The organism is Streptomyces akebiae, assembly GCF_019599145.1.
GTDB lineage: Bacteria > Actinomycetota > Actinomycetes > Streptomycetales > Streptomycetaceae > Streptomyces > Streptomyces akebiae.
This window is the reverse complement of sequence record NZ_CP080647.1, coordinates 3934832-3958052: the sequence shown is the minus strand read 5'-3', so window position 1 is coordinate 3958052 and position 23221 is coordinate 3934832. Positions and strand designations below refer to the sequence as shown.

The 23221-nt window shown below is 71.2% G+C and carries 10 protein-coding genes; 8 read left to right on the top strand and 2 right to left on the bottom strand.

The features are described from left to right. Positions 1-47: 47 nt before the first annotated feature. Positions 48-1832, top strand: coding sequence for a serine/threonine-protein kinase (locus K1J60_RS16845; RefSeq protein ID WP_220646943.1), 1785 nt, complete (start codon positions 48-50; stop codon positions 1830-1832). Between the two features lie 12 nt (positions 1833-1844). Here the strand turns inward: K1J60_RS16845 and K1J60_RS16840 are convergent, their stop codons facing one another. Both K1J60_RS16840 and K1J60_RS16835 read right to left on the bottom strand, forming a co-directional pair. Next, positions 1845-4019, bottom strand: a complete 2175-nt coding sequence (locus tag K1J60_RS16840; protein ID WP_220646942.1) for a glycosyltransferase — start codon at positions 4017-4019, stop codon at positions 1845-1847. A gap of 5 nt (positions 4020-4024) precedes the next feature. After that, the gene (locus tag K1J60_RS16835) at positions 4025-4930 is read right to left on the bottom strand and encodes an alpha/beta hydrolase (RefSeq protein WP_220646941.1); all 906 of its coding nucleotides are present in this window, start codon (positions 4928-4930) and stop codon (positions 4025-4027) included. 347 nt (positions 4931-5277) lie between these two features. On the opposite strand from K1J60_RS16835, the gene K1J60_RS16830 reads away from it, so the two are divergent. The 7 genes from K1J60_RS16830 (at position 5278) to K1J60_RS16800 (ending at position 23210) form a co-directional block, all read left to right on the top strand. Continuing rightward, positions 5278-6828, top strand: a complete 1551-nt coding sequence (locus K1J60_RS16830) for an FG-GAP repeat domain-containing protein (RefSeq protein ID WP_259407759.1) — start codon at positions 5278-5280, stop codon at positions 6826-6828. 68 nt (positions 6829-6896) lie between these two features. Next, entirely contained in the window at positions 6897-10520 is a 3624-nt protein-coding gene (locus K1J60_RS16825) for a LamG-like jellyroll fold domain-containing protein (RefSeq protein WP_259407758.1), read from the top strand. A gap of 201 nt (positions 10521-10721) precedes the next feature. Continuing rightward, on the top strand, positions 10722-17522 hold the full coding sequence (locus K1J60_RS16820; RefSeq protein WP_220646939.1) for a polymorphic toxin-type HINT domain-containing protein: 6801 nt from the start codon (positions 10722-10724) through the stop codon (positions 17520-17522). Further along, positions 17519-17965 (top strand): barstar family protein, encoded by a 447-nt coding sequence (locus K1J60_RS16815; RefSeq protein WP_220646938.1) that lies wholly within the window; start codon positions 17519-17521, stop codon positions 17963-17965. Before K1J60_RS16820 ends, K1J60_RS16815 begins: the two co-directional genes overlap by 4 nt. A gap of 108 nt (positions 17966-18073) precedes the next feature. After that, on the top strand, positions 18074-19465 hold the full coding sequence (locus K1J60_RS16810; protein WP_220646937.1) for a diacylglycerol/lipid kinase family protein: 1392 nt from the start codon (positions 18074-18076) through the stop codon (positions 19463-19465). Between the two features lie 60 nt (positions 19466-19525). After that, positions 19526-21382 (top strand): serine/threonine-protein kinase, encoded by a 1857-nt coding sequence (locus K1J60_RS16805; RefSeq protein WP_220646936.1) that lies wholly within the window; start codon positions 19526-19528, stop codon positions 21380-21382. A 172-nt stretch (positions 21383-21554) separates the two neighbouring features. Then, positions 21555-23210, top strand: coding sequence for a succinic semialdehyde dehydrogenase (locus K1J60_RS16800; RefSeq protein ID WP_220646935.1), 1656 nt, complete (start codon positions 21555-21557; stop codon positions 23208-23210). Positions 23211-23221: the final 11 nt, after the last annotated feature.

Below are 23221 nucleotides of genomic sequence, written 5' to 3'. Positions count from 1 at the left end.
GCGACGGGGCTGGCTGCCGAAGCGCTTGCCGCGATACAGATGAACGTATGAGCAGCAACGGGGGCGCCCCTTACGGATCAGGGCCTGGGCCCGGCTACGGAGCCGACGAGCCGACGAGTTTCGGACTGCAACCGCCGCAGCCGAGTGCGCCGTACCCGGGGAACCCGTACGCGCAGCCGACCCGGGTCGCGGACCAGCCCGCGCCTGCCCCGGCCCCGCAGCCGCAGCCCCCGCAGGCGGCTCGGCCCGCACCGCCCCCGCGGGCGGTACAGCCCGCGCCGTCCTCGCAGGACCCCGGCACCGGGCGGCTGATCGCCGGCCGTTACCGGTTGCTCGCCAAGCTCGGGCACGGCGGTATGGGCACGGTGTGGCGGGCGCAGGACGAGACGGTGGACCGGGAGGTCGCCGTCAAGGAGCCGCGCGTACCCGACCATCTTCCCGAGCGCGAACGGGCCAACGCCTTCGAGCGGATGCGACGTGAGGCGCGCGCGGCGGCCCGGCTCGATCATCCGTCCGTCGTGAACGTGCACGATGTGGCGGTCGTGGACGACCGGCCGTGGATCGTCATGGAGCTGGTGCGGGGGCGTTCCCTGGGCGACGCGCTCCAGGAGGGCACCCTCGGTGTTCGGGAGGCGGCGAGAATCGGCCTCGACGTGCTCGGCGCGCTGGAGGCGGCGCACGCGGCGGGCATCCTGCACCGGGACGTCAAGCCGGACAACGTCCTCCTCGGCCGTCACGACCGGGTCGTCCTCACCGACTTCGGTATCGCCCAGATCGAGGGCGAGACCAATCTGACGGACACCGGCGGCTTCGTCGGCTCCCCCGAGTACATCGCCCCCGAGCGGGTGCTCGGCCAGCGCCCCGGTCCCGCGTCGGACCTCTGGTCGCTCGGCGTCGTCCTCTACGCGGCCACGGAGGGTGTGTCGCCGTTCCGGCGCAGCAACACGCCCGCGACCCTGCAGTCCGTGCTCAACGCCACGCCCGCGGCGCCCGCCTCGGCCACCGGCCCGCTCGCCGAGGCCATCAACGGCCTGCTGCAGAAGGACCCGGCGCGCCGCCCGAGCGCCGCCCGGGTCCGCGAGTTGCTGGAGGCGGCCGCCAACCCGCCGGCCCCCGCGCCCACCCAGGTGGTCCAGACGACCGCCGGGCCCCGGGCGGGGGACTCCAAGGGCATCAGGATCGGCGCCAAGACCCTCGCCGGGGTCGGCGCGGCGGTCGTCGCGGTGGCGGTCGCCGGGCTCGGCGTGCTGGGCGTGGCGGCGGCGGTGACGACCTACGTGGTGGTCGCCGATCCCTTCGCGGGGCCGCTCCCGGACGGCTGGAAGCAGCGGGACCTCGGTACGAAGGTCGCCGCGAGCGTGGGCGTGCCCGGCGACTTCGTGAAGGACCGGTTCGAGCCGGACGAGACCGACGGTACGTTCGCGCAGTACAGCGACCCGAGCGGGCTGATCCGGATCAACGTCGACCGGGACATCAAGAAGGACGACACGGAGAACGAGATCCCGGGGGTCGCGCTGGACAAGGCGTACGCCGACTGGGAGTTGGTGAAGGACGGCGAGTACTCGCTGGACGTCGCCGACGAGCCCGCGCCGAAGGGGCGGCCGCAGGAGGCGAGGTTCCGGGACCAGGAGGCCGCCGAGAACACGATCAGGTACACGACCACGGACACCCAGGCCCCGCGCCTGCGTGAGGCGCGGGTCCTGTACTACAGGGCGGGCAACGGTGACATGTACCGGCTCTGGATCGACTATCCGGGCAAGGGCCACTTCACCGAGCAGGGCCGGGAGATCGCCCGTACGGTCATCGCGAACCTGAAGATCGACAAGATGTAGCAGTCGTTCGTCTCAGGAGAGGGCCACGGCCAGGTCGTTGGTGACGGTGAAGAAGAAGCGGGCCTGCGGCAAGGCGCCGCCCGGTGTGGCCAGGGTGACCGCCGGGTACTTGTCGGTGTCCTTGCGGTCCACGATGTCGTCGAACAGCCGGCCGAGTCGGAGGGGTTCGGCGTCGGGGGCGGGACGCAGGAACAGGTCCCAGATCACCTTGTCCGGGCCGGCGGGGTCCGGCAGGGACGTCAGCCGTGCGCGGAATCCGGGTCGTCCGGTCGCGCGCCCTGCCTCGACACGTGTCGCCGGTGCCTCGAAGTCCGCCGCGTCCTCGCCCCGGGCGACACCCAGCAGTGTCGCGCCCTCGCCGAGCACGGCCCCGTGCAGGACGCCCTCCACGGCGATCGAGCCGTCGCCGACGGGAAGCGCGGTGACCTCGGCGTGCGCGGTGCGGTGGAAGGTGCGCAGCGCCAGGTAGCCGTCCTTGGTGGCGTACGGGATCCACCAGGCGACCGGCGACCGGTCCGGGAGCTCGGCGGTCAACAGACCCCGCTGCTCGACCAGTTGGGCCCGCACCCGACGGCGAGCCCCGTCCTCGCCCCGCTCGACGTGCAGGTCCCAGCGGCCCTCCGCGAGGTCCGGTCCGTCGTGGTCCAGCGTGGCGGTCCACGGGCTCCTGGCGTCGCCCGGCGTGTCCTGCCGCAGGGGGACGCGCACCTCGTCGTCGGCGTGGCGGCGGCGCAGCACCAGCGTCAGGTCCGCCCCCGACACGCCGGACGCGGCCACGGAGACCCGCACCTCGCCGCGCCCGCCGACGCGACAGCCGGCCTTCGGACGTAACGGCTTCGGCGCGGCGTTCTCGGCGGCGGCGCGCGGGGGAACGGCCTGTGCGGGCTTCGCGTTCGGGGCGGTCGACCCGGCCGCCGCTTTGGGCTTCGCGTCCGCCGGGGAGGGGAGCCACCCCAGCGTCCGGCGTAAGCGTCGTCCCAGCTTCACCGTCGCCGGGGTGCGGGCTTCCTGGAGGTCGGCGATCAGGTGCTCGTACTCCGCGGCGATCGCGCGGGGCGCGTACCGCTGGACGGTCGTGCGGCCGGCGCTGCCGACGCGCTGCCGTAGTTCCGGGTCGTCGATGAGCCGGAGCAGGCCCGTGGCCAGGGCGTTCGGGTCGTCCGGGGTGACGAGGAGGCCGTCGGTGCCGTCGGTGACGATCTCACCGGGGCCGTGCGGGCAGTCGGTGGCGACCACGGGGACGCCGGCGTGCATGGCCTCCAGGATGGTCATGCCGAAGGACTCCCACTCGGAGCTGACCGCGGCGACGGAGGCCTTCGCCCACTCGGTCTCCAGCGTGGCGTGGGCGCCCATGAGGAAGACGTGGTCGCCCAGTCCGAGCCTGTCGATCGCGGCGCGCAGGTTCGCGCGCTCCGGGCCCTTGCCGTAGATCCGCAGCCGCCACTCCGGGTGTTCGGCGACGACCTTGGCGAAGGCCTCGACGAGCAGGTCGTACCGCTTGACCGGGAACAGGCGCCCGGCGGCGACCACCAACGGGGCGCGCAGGTCGGAGGGTTCGGCCCGGGGGCGGGGCGCGGCGTTGGCGATGTTCGTGATGCGGGTGCGCAGGCCCGGCAGATGCCGGCGATGGTCGGCGGCGTCCCGCGCGGAGACGGTGACGAAGGCGTCCAGGCGCCCGATCGCCGCGTTCTGTGCCTCGCGCACGCCGGGCACGTGGTTGTCGTACGACAGATGCTCCTGCCCGATGAGCAGCGGGCCCCGGCGAGTCGCGCGGGACGCGCCGGGCGGGCGGCGCGAGCCGACGGAGCCGTGGCCGGCCAGGGCGACCACGAGCGCCGGGCGGGTCGCGACGACGACATCGGTGTCGGTGGTGTCGAGGAAGGCACGCAGGCGTTCGTCGGTGAGCGCGGTGTAGCGGTGGGCGAGCACCTCGGTGGGCGGGACCACGGTGGAGGGCCGTGACATCAGCTCGTGGTCGCCGTCGTAGGTGGCGGCGTCGGGGCGTTCGTCGACGAGCGGGACCAGGCGGACCTTGCCGCTCACGCCGAGCAGGGGGCGTTCCTCGGTGCGGAACACCGAGACGACCTGCACGTCGTGACGGGCCGCCAGGGCTCCGGCGAGGTTCAGTGTCGAGCGGACGGTGCCGCCGATGGCGTACGCGTTGTGGAGCAGGAAGGTGATCTTCATGGCGCTCAGTGCGTCCTCTCGGCGATCCAGCCCAGGACCCGGTCGGCCACTCCCGGCTCCTTCAACAGTGCTCCGCCGTGCGCGGAACCGGCCACCGTCTCGACCGTGACGCCGTTGGCGGGCATGTTGTGGGCGCCCTCCTCGGCGGCTTCGAGGTCGAGCGAGTGCCGGACGGGCACGAAGTCGTTCTCGGAGTGGAGCAGGAACATCGGGGCGTCGTCGCCGCCGGAGGCGCGGTTCCTGACGACCATGTCCGTCCAGGTGTCCCGGCAACCCGGGTGCGCGGACGCGGAGTCGTCCGCCGGGCCGGGGTGACAGCGGGCCAGGAGGGTGGCGTTGTCGCGCAGTTTGCGCTGCCGGTCGGTCGCGTCGCCGGCGTTGCCGTCGCGCCAGGCGCGGTACGGGTCGTTGACGGGGGAGAGGGCCACCACGCCGTCGACGCGGAACGCGCCGGAGCCGTAGGTGGCGACGGCCGTGGCGATCTGGCCGCCCGAGGAGGAGCCCAGCAGGACCAGCCGGCCGGGGTCGACGTCGAAGTCGGCGGCGTGGTCGCGGATCCAGTCCAGCGCGGACAGCGCGTCGGTCCGCTGGGCCGGCCAGGGAGCGTCGAAATTCAGCCGGTGGTCGACGGCGAAGACGGCGTACCCGGCGTCCGCGAAGGTGCGCGACCAGGTGGCCCAGCCGGTGTCCTCGTACCAGTGGCCGCCGTGCAGGATCACGAGGCCCGGCTGCTTCCCGCCACGCTCCTCACCGGCGGCGTTCCAGTAGGCGTCGAGGGTCTGCCGGGGGTGCGAACCATAGGCGTGGGAGCTCTCGTTGCGGTCGGCCGCCGCGCTGTCGCGGGTGTCGTGGACGAGTAACGCGGCAACGGTAGCAACGCAAAGAATGAGACAACCCCAGAGCCGACGCACGGCTACCTGCCCTTCGAGTGACCTGACGGCAGGCGACGTCGTCCCCGGGCACGGGATCCGACCGAAACGTCCACGGCATGGGGGCGCCCACGCGGCCTGCTTGCGTGAGCAACCGGACTATAGGCGGCCTGGACGAACAACCGTCAATCGGGGTAGGCGAGTTGGCCGGAAATTTCCGGCCTGAACGGCTTGGCGGGGGTCGAGGGTGACATATGCAAACATCTCCATTGCCGTGAGGGGCCCATGGAGAAAGGGGGGTTGACATGTAGACGACGTGGACCTTTAGCTTCCCCTTACGTGGCCAGGGGTGTGGATGTGGTCACTCAACGGGGATATAGGGGTGAGTTGTGCGAATACGCACACGCACAGCGGGGTGGGCCCTGCTGGCTTCCGTCGTCATGTCATCGGGGCTGTTGCCCTCCAGCGTCGCCGGGGTGGCAGCGGCGGCCACCTGCACGGCGGGAACATCTACCGACTTCAACGGCGACAGTGTCGTCGACACGGTCGTCGCGGACCCGAACGCCACGGTGAGCGGCGTCAAGGGCGCCGGTCTGGTGCGGGTGATCCTCGGCGGCGGCAAGGGGGTCTTCGAGATCTCGCAGGCCACCACCGGCATGAACGCCGCTCCCGAGCCCGGTGACGGCTTCGGCACCTCCCGCACGACCTACGACGCCGACGGCGACGGCTGCACCGACCTCGTCGTCGGGGTGCCGTACGAGGACATCACCAAGGACGGGGTGAAGCTCGTCGACGCCGGGGCGATCTACATCGTCCACGGCACGCCCACGGGCATCGGCGAGGGCTCCGTGATCGAGGGCTACAGCCAGTCGGGGCTGGACGCCGACACCACCACCGAGGCGTACGACTGGTTCGGACAGTCCGTCAAGGGCGGCGAGACCGCGAGCGGTGCGCCCTACCTGGTCGTCGGCGTGCCCGGCGAGAACGTCGTCAGCGGCGGCACCGACTACGCGGACGCCGGCTGTGTCCACTACATCCAGGGCAGCACCAGGACGACCGTCAACCAGAACGACCCGGGGGTACCCGGAACCGTCGAGGCCCACGACCGCTTCGGCTACTCCGTGGCCGGGACCAACCGCTACTTCGGCGTCGGCATCCCGGGCGAGGCCATCGGAGACGAGACCTTCGCCGGAGGTGTCGCGGTCTTCAACCACACCCTCGCGAGCGGCGTCCCCACCGCCCTGGCCGGATTCGACCAGGACGCCACCGGAGTGACCGGCACGGCCGAGGCCGACGACGGCTTCGGCACCTCGATCTCCATGACCGGCTACCGGCCGAGCGACCAGACGTACAACTCCGACGTCCTGCTGGCCGTCGGCACGCCCGGCGAGGACATCGGCACGGTCACCGAGGCGGGCGGCGCGGCGGTCTTCCGGATCCAGCCCTCCGGCGCGTACACCGAGACGGCGGCCATCGACGCCGCCGTGGCGGACGTCGAGGGCGACCCCGTGGCGGGCGACTTCCTGGGTCAGCGCGTGGCCATCTCCAACACCGACACGAGTGTCGTCACCACGGCCGGCACCGTGCGGCTGGCCGTCGGCATCCCCGGCAAGGACGTCGGCGCCGCCACCGACGCGGGCGCCGTCCAGGTCTTCCGGCCGCTGGGCACGATCGGCGCGGCCGACCGGCTGGTCACCCGCGGCTCGGGCCTGCCGGGTACCGCCACCAGGCGGGACCACCTGGGCATGTCGCTGACCGGTGGCGCGAGCAACCTCTATGTCGGGGTGCCCTTCAGCAAGGCGTCCGGCACCACCAAGGGGGTCCTCCACGTCGTGACGTGGGCCGACCTCGACGGCACCACCAGTACGGGTGTCACCACGTACCAGCCGGGGTCGGGCGGACTGCCCGACAACGGCGTCTCGTTCGGCGTGGTCGGGTGACGGACGGCATGGAGAGAAGGAAGTACACCGCGATGACGTCCCGTTCGAACAGAAGTGCGGATGAAGGGGTGGGCGGACGACGTCCGGTCCGCTCGCTCACCGTCGCCACCGCGCTGACGGCCCTGCTGGTGACGGCACTCGGCGGCACCCCCGCCCCGGAGCCCACGGCCGCGACCGCCGTCACGGGCAAGGCCGCCGAGAAGGCGGGCAAGGGTTCCGTCACGGCCCTCACCGAGGACGCCGCCCAGGACAGGGCCGCGAAGACCGGGAAGAAGGTCGAGATCACCAGCCTGCGCGACGAGCGCAGCACGACGGTCGCCAACCCGGACGGCACCTTCACCGTCACCGAGTACGTGCAGCCGGTCCGCACCCGCAAGAACGGCGTCTGGACCGAGATCGACACCACACTGGTCAAGCGGGACAACGGGACGTACGCGCCCAGGGCCGCCGTCACCGCGATGGCCTTCTCCGGAGGCGGCGACCGCACCTTCGCCGAGATCGAGAAGGACGGCCGCGCCCTCTCCCTCGACTGGCCCGGCCAACTGCCCGAGCCCAGGATCGACGGTTCCACCGCGACCTACCGCGAAGTCCTGCCCGGCGTCGACCTCAAGGTCACCGCGAACGCGGAGGGCTTCTCCCACGTCCTCGTGGTCAAGAACGCCGAGGCCGCCGCGCACCCCGACCTCGCCACCCTCGAACTCCCCGTCGACACCACCTCGGTGGAGCTGACGGAGAGCGCCGGCGGCGGTCTGACCGCCACCGACAGCGGTTCCGGCGGCGCGGTCTTCGAGGCGCCGAAGCCGTTGATGTGGGACTCCAGCGAGGGCACGGGCGAACCGGCCGAGGCCCCCGAGGCCCCCGGCGAGGACATCACGCCGCCCGACGGCGCCACCGTCGAGGACGTGCAGGTGGCCGTCGACTCCGACAGCGTCACCCTCACCCCCGACGCGGACCTGCTCACCGGCGACGACACGGTGTACCCGGTCTACATCGACCCCGTGTTCCGCACCGCCAACCGCACCGGCTGGACCATGGTGTCGTCCGACTCCCCGTCCGACTCCTTCTGGAAGTTCGGCGACGACGAGGGCGTGGGCCTCTGCCCGTCCAACGTCTCGTTCCGCTGCTCCAGCAGCAGCGACAAGAAGCGGCAGTTCTTCGCCGTCCCGACCGGGACGTTCGAGGGCAAGGACATCGTCGAGGCGCAGTTCGCCGTGACGCTGGTCCACTCCTACAGCGACTCCGCGCGCGAGGTGCAGCTGGCCCGCGTCAACAGCACCGGCGCCAGCGCCATCAGCTCGAAGACGAACTGGTCCAACCAGCCCTCCTCGAAGGACACGATCGCCTCCAAGTCACCCACCGACACGGCCGGTTCGTGCACCTCGACCAACCAGAACGTGCGCTTCGGCGTGACGGGCACCATCCGGACGGCGGCCGACAAGGGCTGGGACACCACCACGTTCCGCCTCAAGGCCGCCAGCGAGTCGGACGTCTCGTACTGGAAGCGTTTCTGCGGCAACGCCCACCTCGAAGTGACCTACAACCGGCCGCCGTTGCAGCCGGACCAGGACGCCCTGCAGATGAAGCCGGGCGGTGCCTGCGAGTACGGCGCGGCCACCGAGCACTACGTCACCGAGGCGCCCCGCGTCAGCGTCGTGCTCAAGGACTACGACCACAACGACACCGGCTCCAACTCCGAGAAGCTGCAGGCCCAGTTCAAGGTCTTCTGGGAGAAGGACGGCCAGACGGTCACGCACTACGCCACGACGGGTCAGCGCGCCACCACCAACGTCAGCAAGAAGATCACCCAGACCGGTCAGGCGACGTTCTTCTACACCATCGGCAGCGACGTCAAGGACGACGGCGAGGCCGGCTTCACCCTCCCGAAGAACACCGTCATCGGCTGGGCCGTGCGCGGCCACGACCAGGAGGCCTACGGCGCCTGGTCCTCCGACGGCGCACAGACCCGCTGCGAGTTCATCTACGACACCACGCAGCCCAAGTCGGCGACCGTCACCTCCGCCGCGTACCCGGACGACGAGGCCTGGCACGTCGGCACCGGCGACTACGGCAGTTTCACCATGGACTCGCCCTCCGCCGACGTCACCAAGTACACGTACCGCTTCACCGGCCCGCACGCGGTGAACACCCCGAAGACGGTGGCCGCCGAGTCCACCGGCGGCCCGGCGACCATCCGCTGGATGCCTCCCAGCGAGGGCACGTACGCACTGCAGGTCACGGCCGTCGACGGGGCGGGCAACGCGCAGAAGACCCCGACGGTGCACGTCTTCCTGGTCAGCGACGGCCGGGCACCGGTCGCGGCCTGGGCCCTCGGCGACGCCCGCGGCTCCACGAAGGCCGCCGGCAGCGGTGACGCGCCCGACGCCACCGCCGGCTCCGGGGTGACCTTCGGCGCCGGTGGACCGCTCGGCTCCACCGATACCGCCGTCTCCCTCGACGGCACCGAGAACGCCTGGCTCGACGCGGGCGAGCCCGCCGTCGACACCGGCAGAACCTTCTCGGTCGGCGCCTGGGTGATGCTGCCCTCGCTGCCGAAGGAGAACATGACCGTCGTCAGCCAGGACGGCACCGCCCAGCCCGGCTTCGAGCTCGGCTACGACGTGGACTCCGCGTCGTGGACCTTCCGTATCCCGTACGGAGACATCGAGTCGCTCGGCACCTGGAAGGTCTCGGGCGCCGCCGCCGTCCCCGGCAGCTGGACGCATCTCATCGGGGTCTACGACGCCGAGCAGCGCAAGATGATGCTGTACGTCAACGGTGTCCTGGTCGCCGACGACGTCCAGGCCCGCCGCACCACCTGGAACGCGGGCGGCGCCGTACAGATCGGCCGCAAGCTGGCCCTCGACGGCTACCTCGGGCACCTCAAGGGCACGGTCTCCGACGTCAAGATCCACGACCGGGTGATCCCGCCCGCCGAGGGGCAGGAGCTGGGCGGTATCCAGCCCCACCAGCTCGCCTACTGGCCGCTCGACGCCTCCGCGTCCGGCCTCTCCCCGGAGGTCGACGGCGGCACCGGTCTGACCCTGGGCGGCGGCGCCTCCGTCTACCTGCCCGACGACTCCTGCGACCCCGAGGCCGACCCGGAGTGCGTACCCCCGGCCGAGCCGCTGTGGGGCGACGGGCACCTGGCGCTGAACGGCACGAACGCCTACGCGACCCGGCCCGCCGGCGTGCTCTCCGCGGAGGACAGCTTCACCCTCACCGCCCGCGCCCGGCTCGCCTCGACCGGCTCCACCGCGGACCAGACGGTGCTCTCGCTGTCCGGCGCCAGGGGCAGCGCGATCACGGTCAAGTACCTGGCCGCGAGCAACCGCTGGCAGCTGAGGGTGACCGACGCCGACGCGGCGGCCCCGGTGGTCACCACGGTCCTCGACAACGGCGACCTGCCGAGCGCGGAGGGCGACGGCGACCATCTGGCGCTCGTCCACAACGCGGTCTTCGGGGACGTGCTGCTCTACGTCAACGGCGTCGCCGTGGCGGAGGCCCCCTGGGACAACACGTGGGACTTCACGACCACGAGCCTCCAGGTCGGCCGCACGCTCACCGGTACGGCCGGGAGCGAGTACTTCTCCGGGGCGGTCGACGAAGTCCGCATGTACCAGGGGCCGTTGGACGCGTCCCTGGTGACGCTGGTGGCGGTCATGCCATCGGGTTCCAGCATCAGTGAAGGGTGACCAGGTCGTTCTTCGTCCGCGGACCGTCCGCGGCTGATCGCGCGGTTCCCCGAGCCCCTGCTTCTCCGGGGCGCGGGGGAACCGCGCGAGCGCCCCCACCGGCCGGTGGCCGCGCAACCGACCGAACACCCCTGCCCGTAGCGCCCCGGCCCCACCCACTCCACCTCTTCTCTTCCCGATCCCCTCCTGACGGGAGACGTCATGTCCTCGCCCCCTTGGTACCGGTCCCCGAGACCGGCCTGGCGCACCGGCCGTCGCCGCGCCGCGCTCGTGCTCGGCCTCGCGCTGTCGATCGGCCTGCTGCCCCAGTACTCCCCCCAGGCCCTGGCCGCGGACGACGGCCTCACCAAGCCCGGGACCCAGACCGACCTCGACGACCCGGTCCGTGGCAAGAACGCCAAGCCCGAGAAGTTCAAGCAGAGCGACGAAGCCGCGAAGGCCGCGGTCAAGGACGCCGAGAAGACCGCCTGGCCCAAGGCGGCCACCGCAGAAGTCGCCCTCACGAGCGACAAGGCCACCCAGGCCAGGGGCCTCCCCCTGACCGCCAGGGCCACCGGCGGCAAGAACGCCGCCGACTCCCTCCGCGTCGAGGTCCTCGGCCGCAAGGCCACCACCGCCGCCGGAGTCGACGGCGTCCTCTTCACGGTCGCCCGCGCCGACGGCGAGGACACCAAGGGCCCTGCCCGAATCGCCCTGGACTACTCGGCCTTCGCGGACGCGTACGGCGGTGGCTACGGCTCCCGGCTGCGCCTCGCGCAGTACCCGGAGTGCGTGCTGACCACGCCGGAGAAGAAGAACTGCTCCACCCCGACGTATCTGAGAAGCGTCAACGACGCGGAGGAGCAGACGCTCACCGCGAAGGTCACCGCGGCCGGCGACACCGCGGGCACCGGGACCCAACTGCTGCGGACCGCGTCCGCGAGCACCTCCTCGGTGACCGTCCTCGCGGCCACCGCCGGCGCGGAGGGCGACGGCGGCGACTACAAGGCGACGAGTCTGAAGGCGTCCTCCGAGTGGGGCGTCGACACCTCGTCCGGTGCCTTCACCTGGTCGTACCCGCTCTCCACCCCGCCCGTCCCCGGTGGTTCGCAGCCCGCGCTGGGCCTCGGCTACAACTCCCAGGAGATCGACGGTCAGACGGCGGCCACCAACAACCAGGGCTCGTGGATCGGCCAGGGTTTCACGTACGAGCCCGGGTTCATCGAGCGCAACTACAAGGCCTGCGCCGACGACGGCCAGGAGGACAAGTACGGCGACCAGTGCTGGGCCCACGACAACGCCACGCTCTCCCTCGCGGGTGGCACCTCCGGTGAGATCGTCAAGGACGACACCACCGGCGAGTGGCGGATCAGCGGTGACGACAACTCCAAGGTCGAGAAGCTGACCGACGCCACCAACGGCGACAACAACGGCGAGCACTGGAAGGTCACCACGCCCGACGGCACCCAGTACTTCTTCGGTCTGAACCGGCTCCCCGGCTTCACCAGCGGCGAGGAGGAGACCGACTCCACCTGGACCGTCCCCGTGTACGGCGACGACTCGGGCGAGCCCTGCTACGACGCGACCTTCGCCAACGCCCACTGCACGCAGGCCTGGCGCTGGAACCTCGACCACGTCATCGACCCGCGCGGCAACGTCATGTCGTACTACTACGGCAAGGAGACGAACCACTACACGCAGGGCCTGAAGACCGGCGAGAACGGCAAGGCGTACGTCCGCGGCGGCTACCTGAAGCGGATCGACTACGGTCAGCGCGCCGACAAGGTCTACTCGACCGAGCCGTCCGCCCGTGTCGTCTTCACCACCGCCGAGCGCTGCATCGGAGACCTCACCGACTGCGAGGTCTCCGACCTCACGGACGCCACGGCCGCCGACTGGCCGGACGTGCCCTGGGACCAGAACTGCAAGGCCGACACCAAGTGCGTGGGCCAGAACTCGCCGACGTTCTGGACCCGCAAGAAGCTCACGAAGATCACCACCCAGGTCCGCACCGGCGCCACCTCCTTCAGCGCGGTCGACGAGTGGACGCTGTCCCACGACTTCACCGACAACGGAGACGGTTCCAAGGCGCTGTGGCTGAAGGCCGTCGACCACACCGGCAAGGTCGGCACCGACGTCACCATGCCGTCCGTCGAAATCCAGGGCCAGCAGCTCGCCAGCCGCGTCGACGTGGCCGGTGACAACATCCAGCCCTTCTACCGCTTCCGGCTCTCGGCGGTGAAGAACGAGACCGGCGGCGTCCTCAGCGTCAACTACGCCGACACCCAGTGCACATCGAGCACCCTGCCCGCCGAGGACTCCTCCACCAAGCGCTGCTTCCCGGTGAAGTGGAATCCGCCGGGCGCTCAGGAGCCGATCGTCGACTGGTTCCACAAGTACGTCGTCGACTCCGTCGTGGAGCAGGACCTCACCGGCGGCAACGCCGAGAAGGTCACCTCGTACACCTATCTCGGCGACGCCGGCTGGCGGAAGGTGAAGGCCGACGGCATCACCACCGCCGAGTACCGGACCTGGGGCGACTGGCGCGGCTACGGCAGGGTCCGCGTCGAGACCTCCGCCGGCACGAACTCCGCCTCCAACACGAGGTCCGAGCACATCTACTTCCGCGGTCTCGACGGCGACGTCGACAAGGACGGCGACTCCCGCTCGGCGTCGGTCGCGACCTCCGACGGAACCTCCCACGTGGACTCCGACTGGAAGGTCGGCCAGGAGCTGGAGACGCTCACCTACAACGGCTCCGACATCACCCAGCGCTCGGTCACCGTCCCCTGGACCCACGTCACCGCCACCCGCGTCGAGGACTGGGGCACCCGCCGGGCCCGCTACGTGAACCAGGGGTCCGTCGACACCTATGTCTCGCTCGGCGCCGGGAAGTGGCGGCACACCAAGTCCACCAGCACGTACGACGACAAGACCGGCCGCGTGGTGCGCGTCGACGACGACGGCGAGGTCGGCGTCAGCGACAACGAGTGCACACGGACCGAGTACGCGGACAACGCCACCCGGCACATGTACGCGTACATCGCCCGGGTGGAGAAGGTCGGCGTCGACTGCTCCACCACCCCGAACCGCAAGACCCAGGTCATCTCCGACGAGCTGACGCACTACGACGGTTCGACCACCCTGGGCGGGGCCCCCACGAAGGGCGACCCGACCATGACCAGGCGGCTGTCCGCACACGACGGCACCACGGCCACGTACCAGACGGTCACGGCGTCGACGTACGACGACTACGGGCGCCCGCTCACGGTGAAGGACGCGGCCTCCCGCACCACGACCACCGGCTACGTCGACAACGCCTACGGCCTGGCCACGAAGTCCACGGTCACCAACGCGCTCGGCTGGACGACCTCCACCGAGTACGCCACCCAGCGGGGCGTGCCGACCGCGAAGGTCGACGAGAACGGCAAGCGCACCGAACTGGCCTACGACGGACTGGGCCGCCTGACCTCGGTCTGGTTCCCCGACCGTATCGGCCTGACCCCGTCCATCAAGTACGCGTACGTGGTCCGCGGCGACGCCGGTCCGACCGCCGTCCACACCCAGAAGATCGAGAACGACGGCACGTCGTACGGCAGCGAGTGGACCCTGTACGACGGTCTGCTCAGGCCTCGCCAGGAGCAGACGGAGGGCGAGGGCGGCCGGATGATCGCCGACACCCTCTACGACGGTTCCGGCCGCATCGTCAAGGTCAACGACACCTACTACACCACCGGTTCCCCGTCCTCGACGCTCTTCGAGCCGGTCAACGAGGACCTGAACGCGCAGCAGGTCACCGTGTACGACGGAGCCGGCCGCGAGACGGCCACGATCTTCCAGGTCGGGGGCCACGAGCGGTACCGCACCACCTACACCCACGCCGGTGACCGGTTCACCACGACCCCGCCCTCCGGCGGGGTCAGGACCACGATCGTGACCGACGCCCGCGACCGCACGACCACCCGGATCCAGTACCCCACGGGCGGCGACCCGGTCACGACCTCCTACGCCTACACCGACGCCGGACTGCTGTCGAAGGTCACGGACGACGCCGGCAACGAGTGGACGTACCAGTACGACCAGATGGGCCGTCAGATCGAGGCCGTCGACCCCGACACGGGCAGGTCGACGTACACCTACGACGCGATGGACCGCCAGACGTCCGTCACCGACGCGCGGCTGAACAAGACGTCGACGAAGTACGACGAGCTCGGCCGCCCGGTCTCCACCTGGCAGGGCGAGGCGGACACCGGCACGCGGCTGTCGCTGACGCGCTACGACACCGTCCACAAGGGCGAGTTGTACGGGGTCTACTCCTACAAGGACGGCGCCGTCCACTCATCGGTGATCTACCCGGTGCTGGACCCGGAGAACGACTACAAGCCGACCACGACCAGGTACTTCCTGTCGAAGACGGCCGAGCCCCAGCTGGGCGGCACCTACGAGTTCACCAACCAGTACAACGACGACGGCACCCTGCAGGGCGAGGGTCTGCCGGCCGTCGGCGACCTGCCGGCGGAGTCGCTGTCGCACACCTACGACGAACTGCAGCGGCCGACCGCCCTCAACACCTCGCTGGGCGGCCTGAGCTACGTCACGGACGCCGGCTACTCGCCCACCTCGCAACTGGAGTCGCTGGAGCTGACCACGGGCCAGGCGAACGCGCCGAAGACCTGGCTGACCAACTTCTACGAGGAGGGCACCGGCCGCCTCACCAGGTCGCACATGCGGGTCGAGAACGGGGCACCCTTCGCCTACGACGCCCGCTACACCTACGACGACACCGGCAACATCCTCTCCATCGCCGACACCCCGAGCGACGGCACGAACGACGTCCAGTGCTTCACCTACGACGGACTGCGCCGACTGACCGACGCCTGGACCTCGTCGGTGACGCCGAACGACGCCTCGGGCACCGGCGCCTCGGAGGCGGCCTGCGCGTCCGGCGCGTCGTCGTCGACGGTCGGCGGCGTGAACCCGTTCTGGACCGAGTACGGCTACGACTCGGTGGGCAACCGCACCGACGAGGTGCGGCACGGCCTCGGCGGAGCGGGCACCACCACCCGCGGCTACACCTACGGCGAGACCGGCGGCCCGCACACCGTCTCGAAGGTGACCCGCGGGACGGCGGCCACCGGCACCACTCCGGCCGTCACCGCGGAGGACACGTACACCTACGACGCGGAGGGCAACACCAGGACACGGGTCCTCGACGGCGACACCCAGACGCTGGAGTGGGACCCGCAGGGCGAGCTGACCAAGGTCACCGGCGCCGACGGAGCCGTGACGTCGTACACCTACGACGCCTCGGGCGAACGCCTCCTGCGGGACACCCCAGAGGAGAAGACCTACTACCTGCCGGGCACCGAACTCCACCTGGACAAGGCCACCTCCAAGGTCACGGCGACCCGCTACTACTCGTTCTCCCAGCAGACGGTGGCCATGCGGGACGCGAGCGGGGTGCACTTCCTGCTCGCCGACCACCAGGGCACCGCCGAGCTCGCGGTGGACGCGGGGACAGGTCAGACGACCCGCCGACGCACCGACCCGTTCGGCAACGCGCGTGACGAGTCGAGCTCGACGGCCACGGGATGGGTCAACGACAAGGGCTTCGTCGGCGGCACCCTCCAGGAGTCCACGGGGCTGACGACCGTGGGGGCCCGGGAGTACGACTCGGACACGGGCCGCTTCCTGTCCGCCGACCCGATCATCGACTACAACGACCCGCAGCAGATCAACGGCTACGCCTACGCCAACAACAGCCCGGTCACCTACAGCGACGCCACGGGCCTCAGGCTCGCGGACTGCGAGGGCGGCTGGCAGCAGTGCGGGCCATGGCCGCACAACTACAACAAGCCGTCCTCCGGTTCGGGCGACGGCGGCGGCAGCACAGGCGACAGCGCGATCTACACACCGGCCAAGGAGAAGGCCGACGCCGCGCGCGCCGAGAAGGAGGCGGCCGAGAGGCGTGCCATCGCCATCGCCAAGGAGCTCGGCGCGATCCTCGCCGCCGAACTCGGCATCACCGACGCGCTGGACTGCTTCACCACCGGTGCGCTCGGTTCCTGCGGCAAGACCGCACTGAACGTCGTCACCTCGCTGATCAGCGGCGGCCCCGCGGGCCGGCTGATCGTGAAGTACGGCTGGCGGCTCGACAAGGCCGCCGCCGTCGGCAAGCGGATCGGTGGGCTCGCCCTCAAGCTCTGGGACAAGTTCAAGGACTGGAACAACAAGCGCAAGGAGGCCAACCGGCTCGCCAACCGGCTGGAATCCTGTGAGGGCAACAGCTTCGCCCCGGACACCAGGGTTCTCATGGCCGACGGGAGTACCAAGGCCATAGCCGACGTCGACATCGGCGACGAGGTCCTGGCCACCGACCCCGAGACCGGGAAGACCAGGACCGAGAAGGTCACCGCCGAGATCGAGGGCACCGGGACGAAGCACCTCGTCCGGGTCACCGTCGACCTCGACGGCGAGCGGGGCACGCGGACCGCCTCGGTCACCGCGACCGACGGTCACCCGTTCTGGGTGCCGGAACTCGACGAGTGGCTCGACGCCACCGACCTCGCGGCCGGCGACCGGCTGAGCACCGACGCCGGGACCGAGGTCCGGATCACCGAGGTCGCCCGCTGGACGACCCCGCGGACGACGGTCCACAACCTCACCGTCAGCGACCTGCACACGTACTACGTGGTGGCGGGCGGGACCCCGGTCCTCGTCCACAACGCGAAGACCAGCTGTCTCACGCCGCTCGGCGCGCAGATCTGGAAGGTCGTCAACTACTACGACAAGACGGGGCGCACTCCGCCCGGCGTCATGAAGGGCCAGGCACGCGGCCAGGCGAGGGGCGTCTTCACCAACAACAAGGGCCTCTTGCCCAAGAAGGGGAAGGGGTACTATCGCGAATCGGACGTGTGGCCGACCGGTGGAGCCCATCGCGGCGTGCACCGTCTGATCTTCGGAAAGAAGGGTGAAGTGTATTTCACCGCTGACCACTACAAGACGTTTGTGCGGGTGCGATGACGACGGATGATCTCCAGGATTCCTGGGTGGACCCCCGGGACGTCCTTCCGTGGCTGCCGTCGGAGCCGTACTTCGCGCCGCAGACCCGTCGCGACGAGGTGGTCGAAGAACTGGGCACGGCCGGATTCACCGTCGTCGAGGCCGATCTGGCGGACGTGACGACGGAGTCGGACCTGCTGACGGTTCTGGGACGCGCGCTGTCGGCGCCGGACCACTACGGCGAGAACTGGGACGCCCTGACGGACATCCTCCGGGACCGGGGGGCGGACACACCGTTCAGGATCGCCCTGGTCCTCTCGTCGAGTGCCGCGTTCCTCGCTGCCGACGTCCACGGGTTCGTCCGTTCCGTGGCGCTCCTGCACACCACGGCGCAGGACCTCTCGGACGTGGACGACGAGTACGGTCAGCTGGAACTCTTCTATCTGGCCGACTGGAAGAGCTGAGTCACGACGACCCCGGGGAGCCCGACTCCCCGGGGTCGTCGCCTGTCCGCGCCCCTTGCCCCTAACATGCCGTGTCAAGTGCATGATCGGCGCGAAGGGCGAACGAGCGTGGGCATCGAACACCTGGACGTACGGGCACACGCGAGACAACGCTGGGCGGCCAGGGCCGCCCTGGGCTGCGCGGTCCTCGCCGTGCTGCTGCCCCTCGGCTACGCGCGCGGGGCGAGCCTCCTGCTCGTCGCCGGTGTCGTGCTGGGCGCCGGTCTCACCGTGGCCGCGCTCTGGTGGGTACTGACCCGGCGCGGCGCCGCCCGGATCGCGGCGGGAACGCTGGCCGTGGCCGCGCCGGTCGGCGTCGTCTGGTGGTTCGCCGTCGTCAACCTGCTCTGGGTCGTGATCGTCTCCGCCGCCCTGTGGGGCGTCGCCGTCTGGTCCGGCAAGTTCGCCCTCAGCAGCACCAAGTCCCACCAGAGGCATGTCCCCGAGCACCGCGTCCCCGCCCCCACCCGCCCCTTCCTCATCATGAACCCCAAGTCCGGTGGCGGAAAGGTCGAACGCTTCCGGCTGAAGGAGCGCGCCGAACGGCTCGGCGCCACCGTCCACCTGCTCGACCCCGCGCGCCACGAGGACGTCGCCGTCCTGGCCCGCGACGCCGTCAGGAACGGCGCCGACCTCCTCGGCGTCGCCGGCGGCGACGGCACCCAGGCCCAGGTCGCCGCCATCGCCGCCGCGTACGACGTCCCGCTGCTCGTCATCTCCGCCGGCACCCGCAACCACTTCGCCATGGACCTCGGCCTCGACCGCGACAACCCCGCCGCCTGCCTCGACGCCCTCACCGACAAGGGCGTCGAACTCCACGTCGACCTCGGCTACGCCAGCGGCCACCCCTTCGTCAACAACGCCTCGTTCGGCGCGTACGCGGCCGTCGTGCAGAGCCCCGCCTACCGCGACGACAAGGTCCGCACCACCCTGGAACTGCTGCCCGAACTGCTCACGCACCAGCGGGGTCCACGGCTCACGGCCCGCATCGGGGACGCCGTCATCGACGCGCCCCAGGCCGTCCTCGTCAGCAACAACGTCTACCGCAGCGACGACCTCGTCGGCCTCGGCCGCCGCGAACGGCTGGACGCCGGCGTGCTCGGTGTCGTCGGCGTCCGCGTCGACAGTGCCGCCGAGGCCGCCGGCCTGGTCCTCGGCCCGAACGCCCCCGGCCTCAGCCTCCTCGTCGCCGACGAGATCGTCGTCGAGGCCGACCGGCCGGAGATCGAGGTCGGCGTCGACGGCGAGGCCCTCGTCCTGCCGACCCCCGTCCACTGCCGGGTCTCGCCGAAGGCCCTGCGCGTCCGCGTGCCCCGCGACCGCCCCGGCGTTCCCGAGCCCAAACCGCCCCTGGACTGGCGCCGGTTGCGCAAACTCGCTGCCGCGGTCGGCCGCACCGCCCTGCCCAAGCACCGTGAACGGTACGGCTGGGCACATGAGTTGTGGAACCGGCGGCGTTAGCACCGCCGGTCCGCCGGACCCGCGTCGACAAGCTCCGCCCCCGCACGGTACTGATGGGGTATGAGCGACGAGGGCGAGCATCCGCGCGACGAACTCCCGTCCGGTGTCAGGACGTACCGGGCCACCGGGCGTCAGGCCACCGGGCGTCTGGTCGGCGGCCGTTACCGTCTCGCGGAACGCGTCGGATCGGGCGGCATGGGCACCGTGTGGAGGGCGGTCGACGAACTCGTCGACCGCGAGGTCGCCGTCAAGCAGCCCAGGCTGCCCGGTGACCCGCACGCGCTGAACAGCCCTGACGGCCCTGACGGCCCCGACAGGTCGGACGACCCGGACGGGGGGCCCGACGGCCCGGAGCACGACGCCCGTCGGCGGGCTGCCAACCGGCTCTACCGCGAGGCCCGCGCCGCCGCCCGCGTCGACCACCCGTCCGCCGTCACCATCCACGACGTCGTGGTCGAGGACGGGGCCCCGTGGATCGTCATGGAGCTGGTCCGGGGCGAGTCGCTCCACGAGGTGCTCAAGCGAGGCGCCCTGACCCCCGTCGAGTCCGCCCGCATCGGCCTCGCCGTCGTCGGCGCGCTGCACGCGGCGCACGGCGTCGGCATCGTGCACCGGGACGTCAAACCCGCCAACGTCCTCCTCGGGCCGCACGGCCAGGTCGTCCTCACCGACTTCGGCATCGCCCACGTCCAGGGCGAGGAATCGCTCACCGTGACAGGGGAGTTCGTCGGATCGCTCGAATTCGTCGCCCCCGAGCGGATGGCCGGGCCCGGAGCCGCCGGCCCGCCCTCCGACCTCTGGTCGCTCGGCGTCCTCCTCTACGCCGCCGTCGAGGGCTGGTCGCCCTTCCGCCGCACCACCCTGGAGTCCACGCTCGCCGCGATCCTCGCCGCCGAGCCCCCCGAGCCGGAGCGGGCGGGACCCCTCGGCCCCCTGCTCGTACGGCTGCTGGCCAAGGACCCGGCGCTACGCCCGGACGCCGAGGAGACCGCCCGGTTCCTGCGGGACGTGGCGGAGGACCGGACACCCGACACCCAGACCCCGTCCGGGCTGCGTGAGTTGGGCGAGGACGCGGGGACGTTACGGCTCGGCGGAAAGCCGCACGGTGCCGCCGTGGCGGAGAAAGAGCCCGCGAGCGTACGGGATGAGGAACGCGAGGACGTACGGGGCGAGGGGCGCGAGGACGTACGGCGTGTGGAACGCGAGGACGTACGGGGTGAGGAGACCCAGGGCGCTCAGGACACCGAGGTCGTGCGGTCCGGGGCCGCGCGCCCCCGGGGCAGGGCGCGTGCCGGCCGCCTCGCCGCCGCGACCGCCGCCGGGCTCCTGCTGGCCGGTGGGGGAGCCTGGGCCGGGGTCGCGTTCGACACGGGCGACGGTGTCACCGAGGTCGCCGAGCCCAAAGTCGGGTGGGTGGACGCCCGTGTCGCGTCCCCCAGCCCCACCCCCGACGCCACCTCCGGCACCCGCTGGGTGACCCACCGCGAGGGGGCCATGGACGCCGTCCTCGCCCTCCCCGGGTCCTATGAACGGATCCGCGCGGAGGGCGGCGACGACGAGCAGCCCCGTGCGGTCACCTACGAGGGCGAGGAGGTCGTCCGGGTGCGGCTGACACAGTGGGACGAGGCGCCCGCCTCACCCATGGAACAGGCCAAGGACTCCACGGACATCGTGGCGGGCGACGTGAAGTCGACCGCCAACTACACCACCACGAGCTTCCACGACCAGGAGGCCGTCCTCGCCGACACCACCCACTACCTGGACGGCACCCCCACCCGCGTCCTGGAACTGATCGTCCGCACCGACGACGACCGGATGTACGAACTGCGGGTGGACATGCCGAAGGGCACGGCGGACGAGAAGAAGGGCACGGCCGTCTTCAAGGGCGCGCGGGAGCGACTGGGGATCGGGCCGTAGGCCGTCGTCGGGCACATGAGTGATCGACGCCGCATTCGCGACCGCACGGTACCGCCCGCCGCCCTGATCAGCCACTTCGTTGCCAGCGATCACTGGCGTGGTGTGTGCGCCCGGTGAAAGCCTGTTACCGCCGGGTACCCAAAGTCGTACGGTCCGGAATACCCTGCGCGTCATGACGGACTCGCAGGCCCCCGAAAAGACCGGCACGACCACCACGGAAACGACCGGCACGGCACGGACGACCGGCACCAACCCCCTCGCGGCAGCCCCGCAGGGCGCCCGTACGGCCGCCGACGTGGTCACTCCCGAACTGGTCGCCCAGCTCACCAAGGGCGTGGTCGGCTCCGGCCGCACCGCCAACCACACGCCGTTCACCGGCGAGAAGCTCGCCGACCTGCCGGAGTCCACCCCCGAGGACGTGGAGCAGGCCTACGCGACGGCCCGTGCCGCCCAGGCCGTGTGGGCCCAGCGGCCCGTGCGCGAGCGTGCCGCCGTCCTCCTCCGCTTCCACGACCTGGTCCTCGAACGCCAGGCCGAGGTGCTCGACCTCATCCAGCTGGAGACCGGCAAGGCCCGCCTCCACGCCCACGAGGAGGTGCAGGCCGTCGCGGTCGCCGCCCGTCACTACGGCCGCAAGGCCCCCTTCTACCTCAAGCCGAAGCGGCACACCGGCGCCGTCCCGACCCTCACCAAGGTCACCGAACTCCGCCACCCGCGCGGCGTGATCGGCCAGATCGCCCCCTGGAACTACCCCCTCGAACTCTCAGTCGGCGACGCGATCCCCGCCTTCGTCGCGGGCAACGCCGTCGTGATGAAGCCCGACACGGAGACCTGCCTGACCGCCCTGTGGGCCCGTGACCTCCTCATCGAGGCCGGCCTGCCCGCCGAGGTCTTCCAGGTCGTCCTCGGCGAGGGCCCCGTCATAGGCCCCGAGGTCGTCAAGCACGCCGACTACGTCTCCTTCACCGGCTCCACCCGCACCGGGCGCGAGGTCGCGCAGGGCGCCGCCGCCCGGCTCGTCGGCGTCTCCCTCGAACTCGGCGGCAAGAACGCGATGCTCGTTCTGGAGGACGCCGACATAGAGAAGGCGGCGGCGGGCGCCGTCCGCGCCTGCTTCTCCTCCGCCGGCCAACTCTGCATCTCCATCGAGCGGTTGTACGTCCACGAGTCCATCGCCGACGCCTTCCTGGAGCGCTTCGCCGCCCGCACGAAGGCCATGCGTCTCGGCAAGTCCCTCGCGTACGGCGCCGAGATGGGCTCCCTCGTCGGCGAACGCCAGCTGGAGACCGTCACCCGGCACGTCGACGAGGCCGTGGAGAAGGGCGCGAAGGTCGTCGCGGGCGGCGTGGCCCGCCCCGACATCGGCCCCTACTTCTACGAGCCGACCATCCTCGACGGCGTCACGGAACCCATGTCCGTGTGCACGGAGGAGACCTTCGGCCCGGTCGTCTCCGTCTACCGCTTCACGGACGAGGACGAGGCCATAGCGGAGGCCAACTCCACCGCGTACGGCCTCAACGCCTCCGTCTGGACCAAGGACGGCCGCCGCGGCCGCGAGGTCGCCTCCCGCGTCCGCGCCGGCACGGTCAACGTCAACGAGGGCTACGCCTCCGCCTATGGCTCCGTCCAGTCGCCGATGGGCGGCATGAAGGACTCCGGCCTCGGCCGCCGCCACGGCTCCGAGGGCATCCTCAAGTACACGGAGGCCCAGACGGTGGCCCATCAGCGCCTCCTGCCCATGGCCCCGTCCTTCGGCATGGACGACGAGAAGTACGCCCAGTTCATGAGCCGCAGCCTGAGGGCGATGAAGGCACTCCGGCTCAGGTGAGCGCCCTGTAA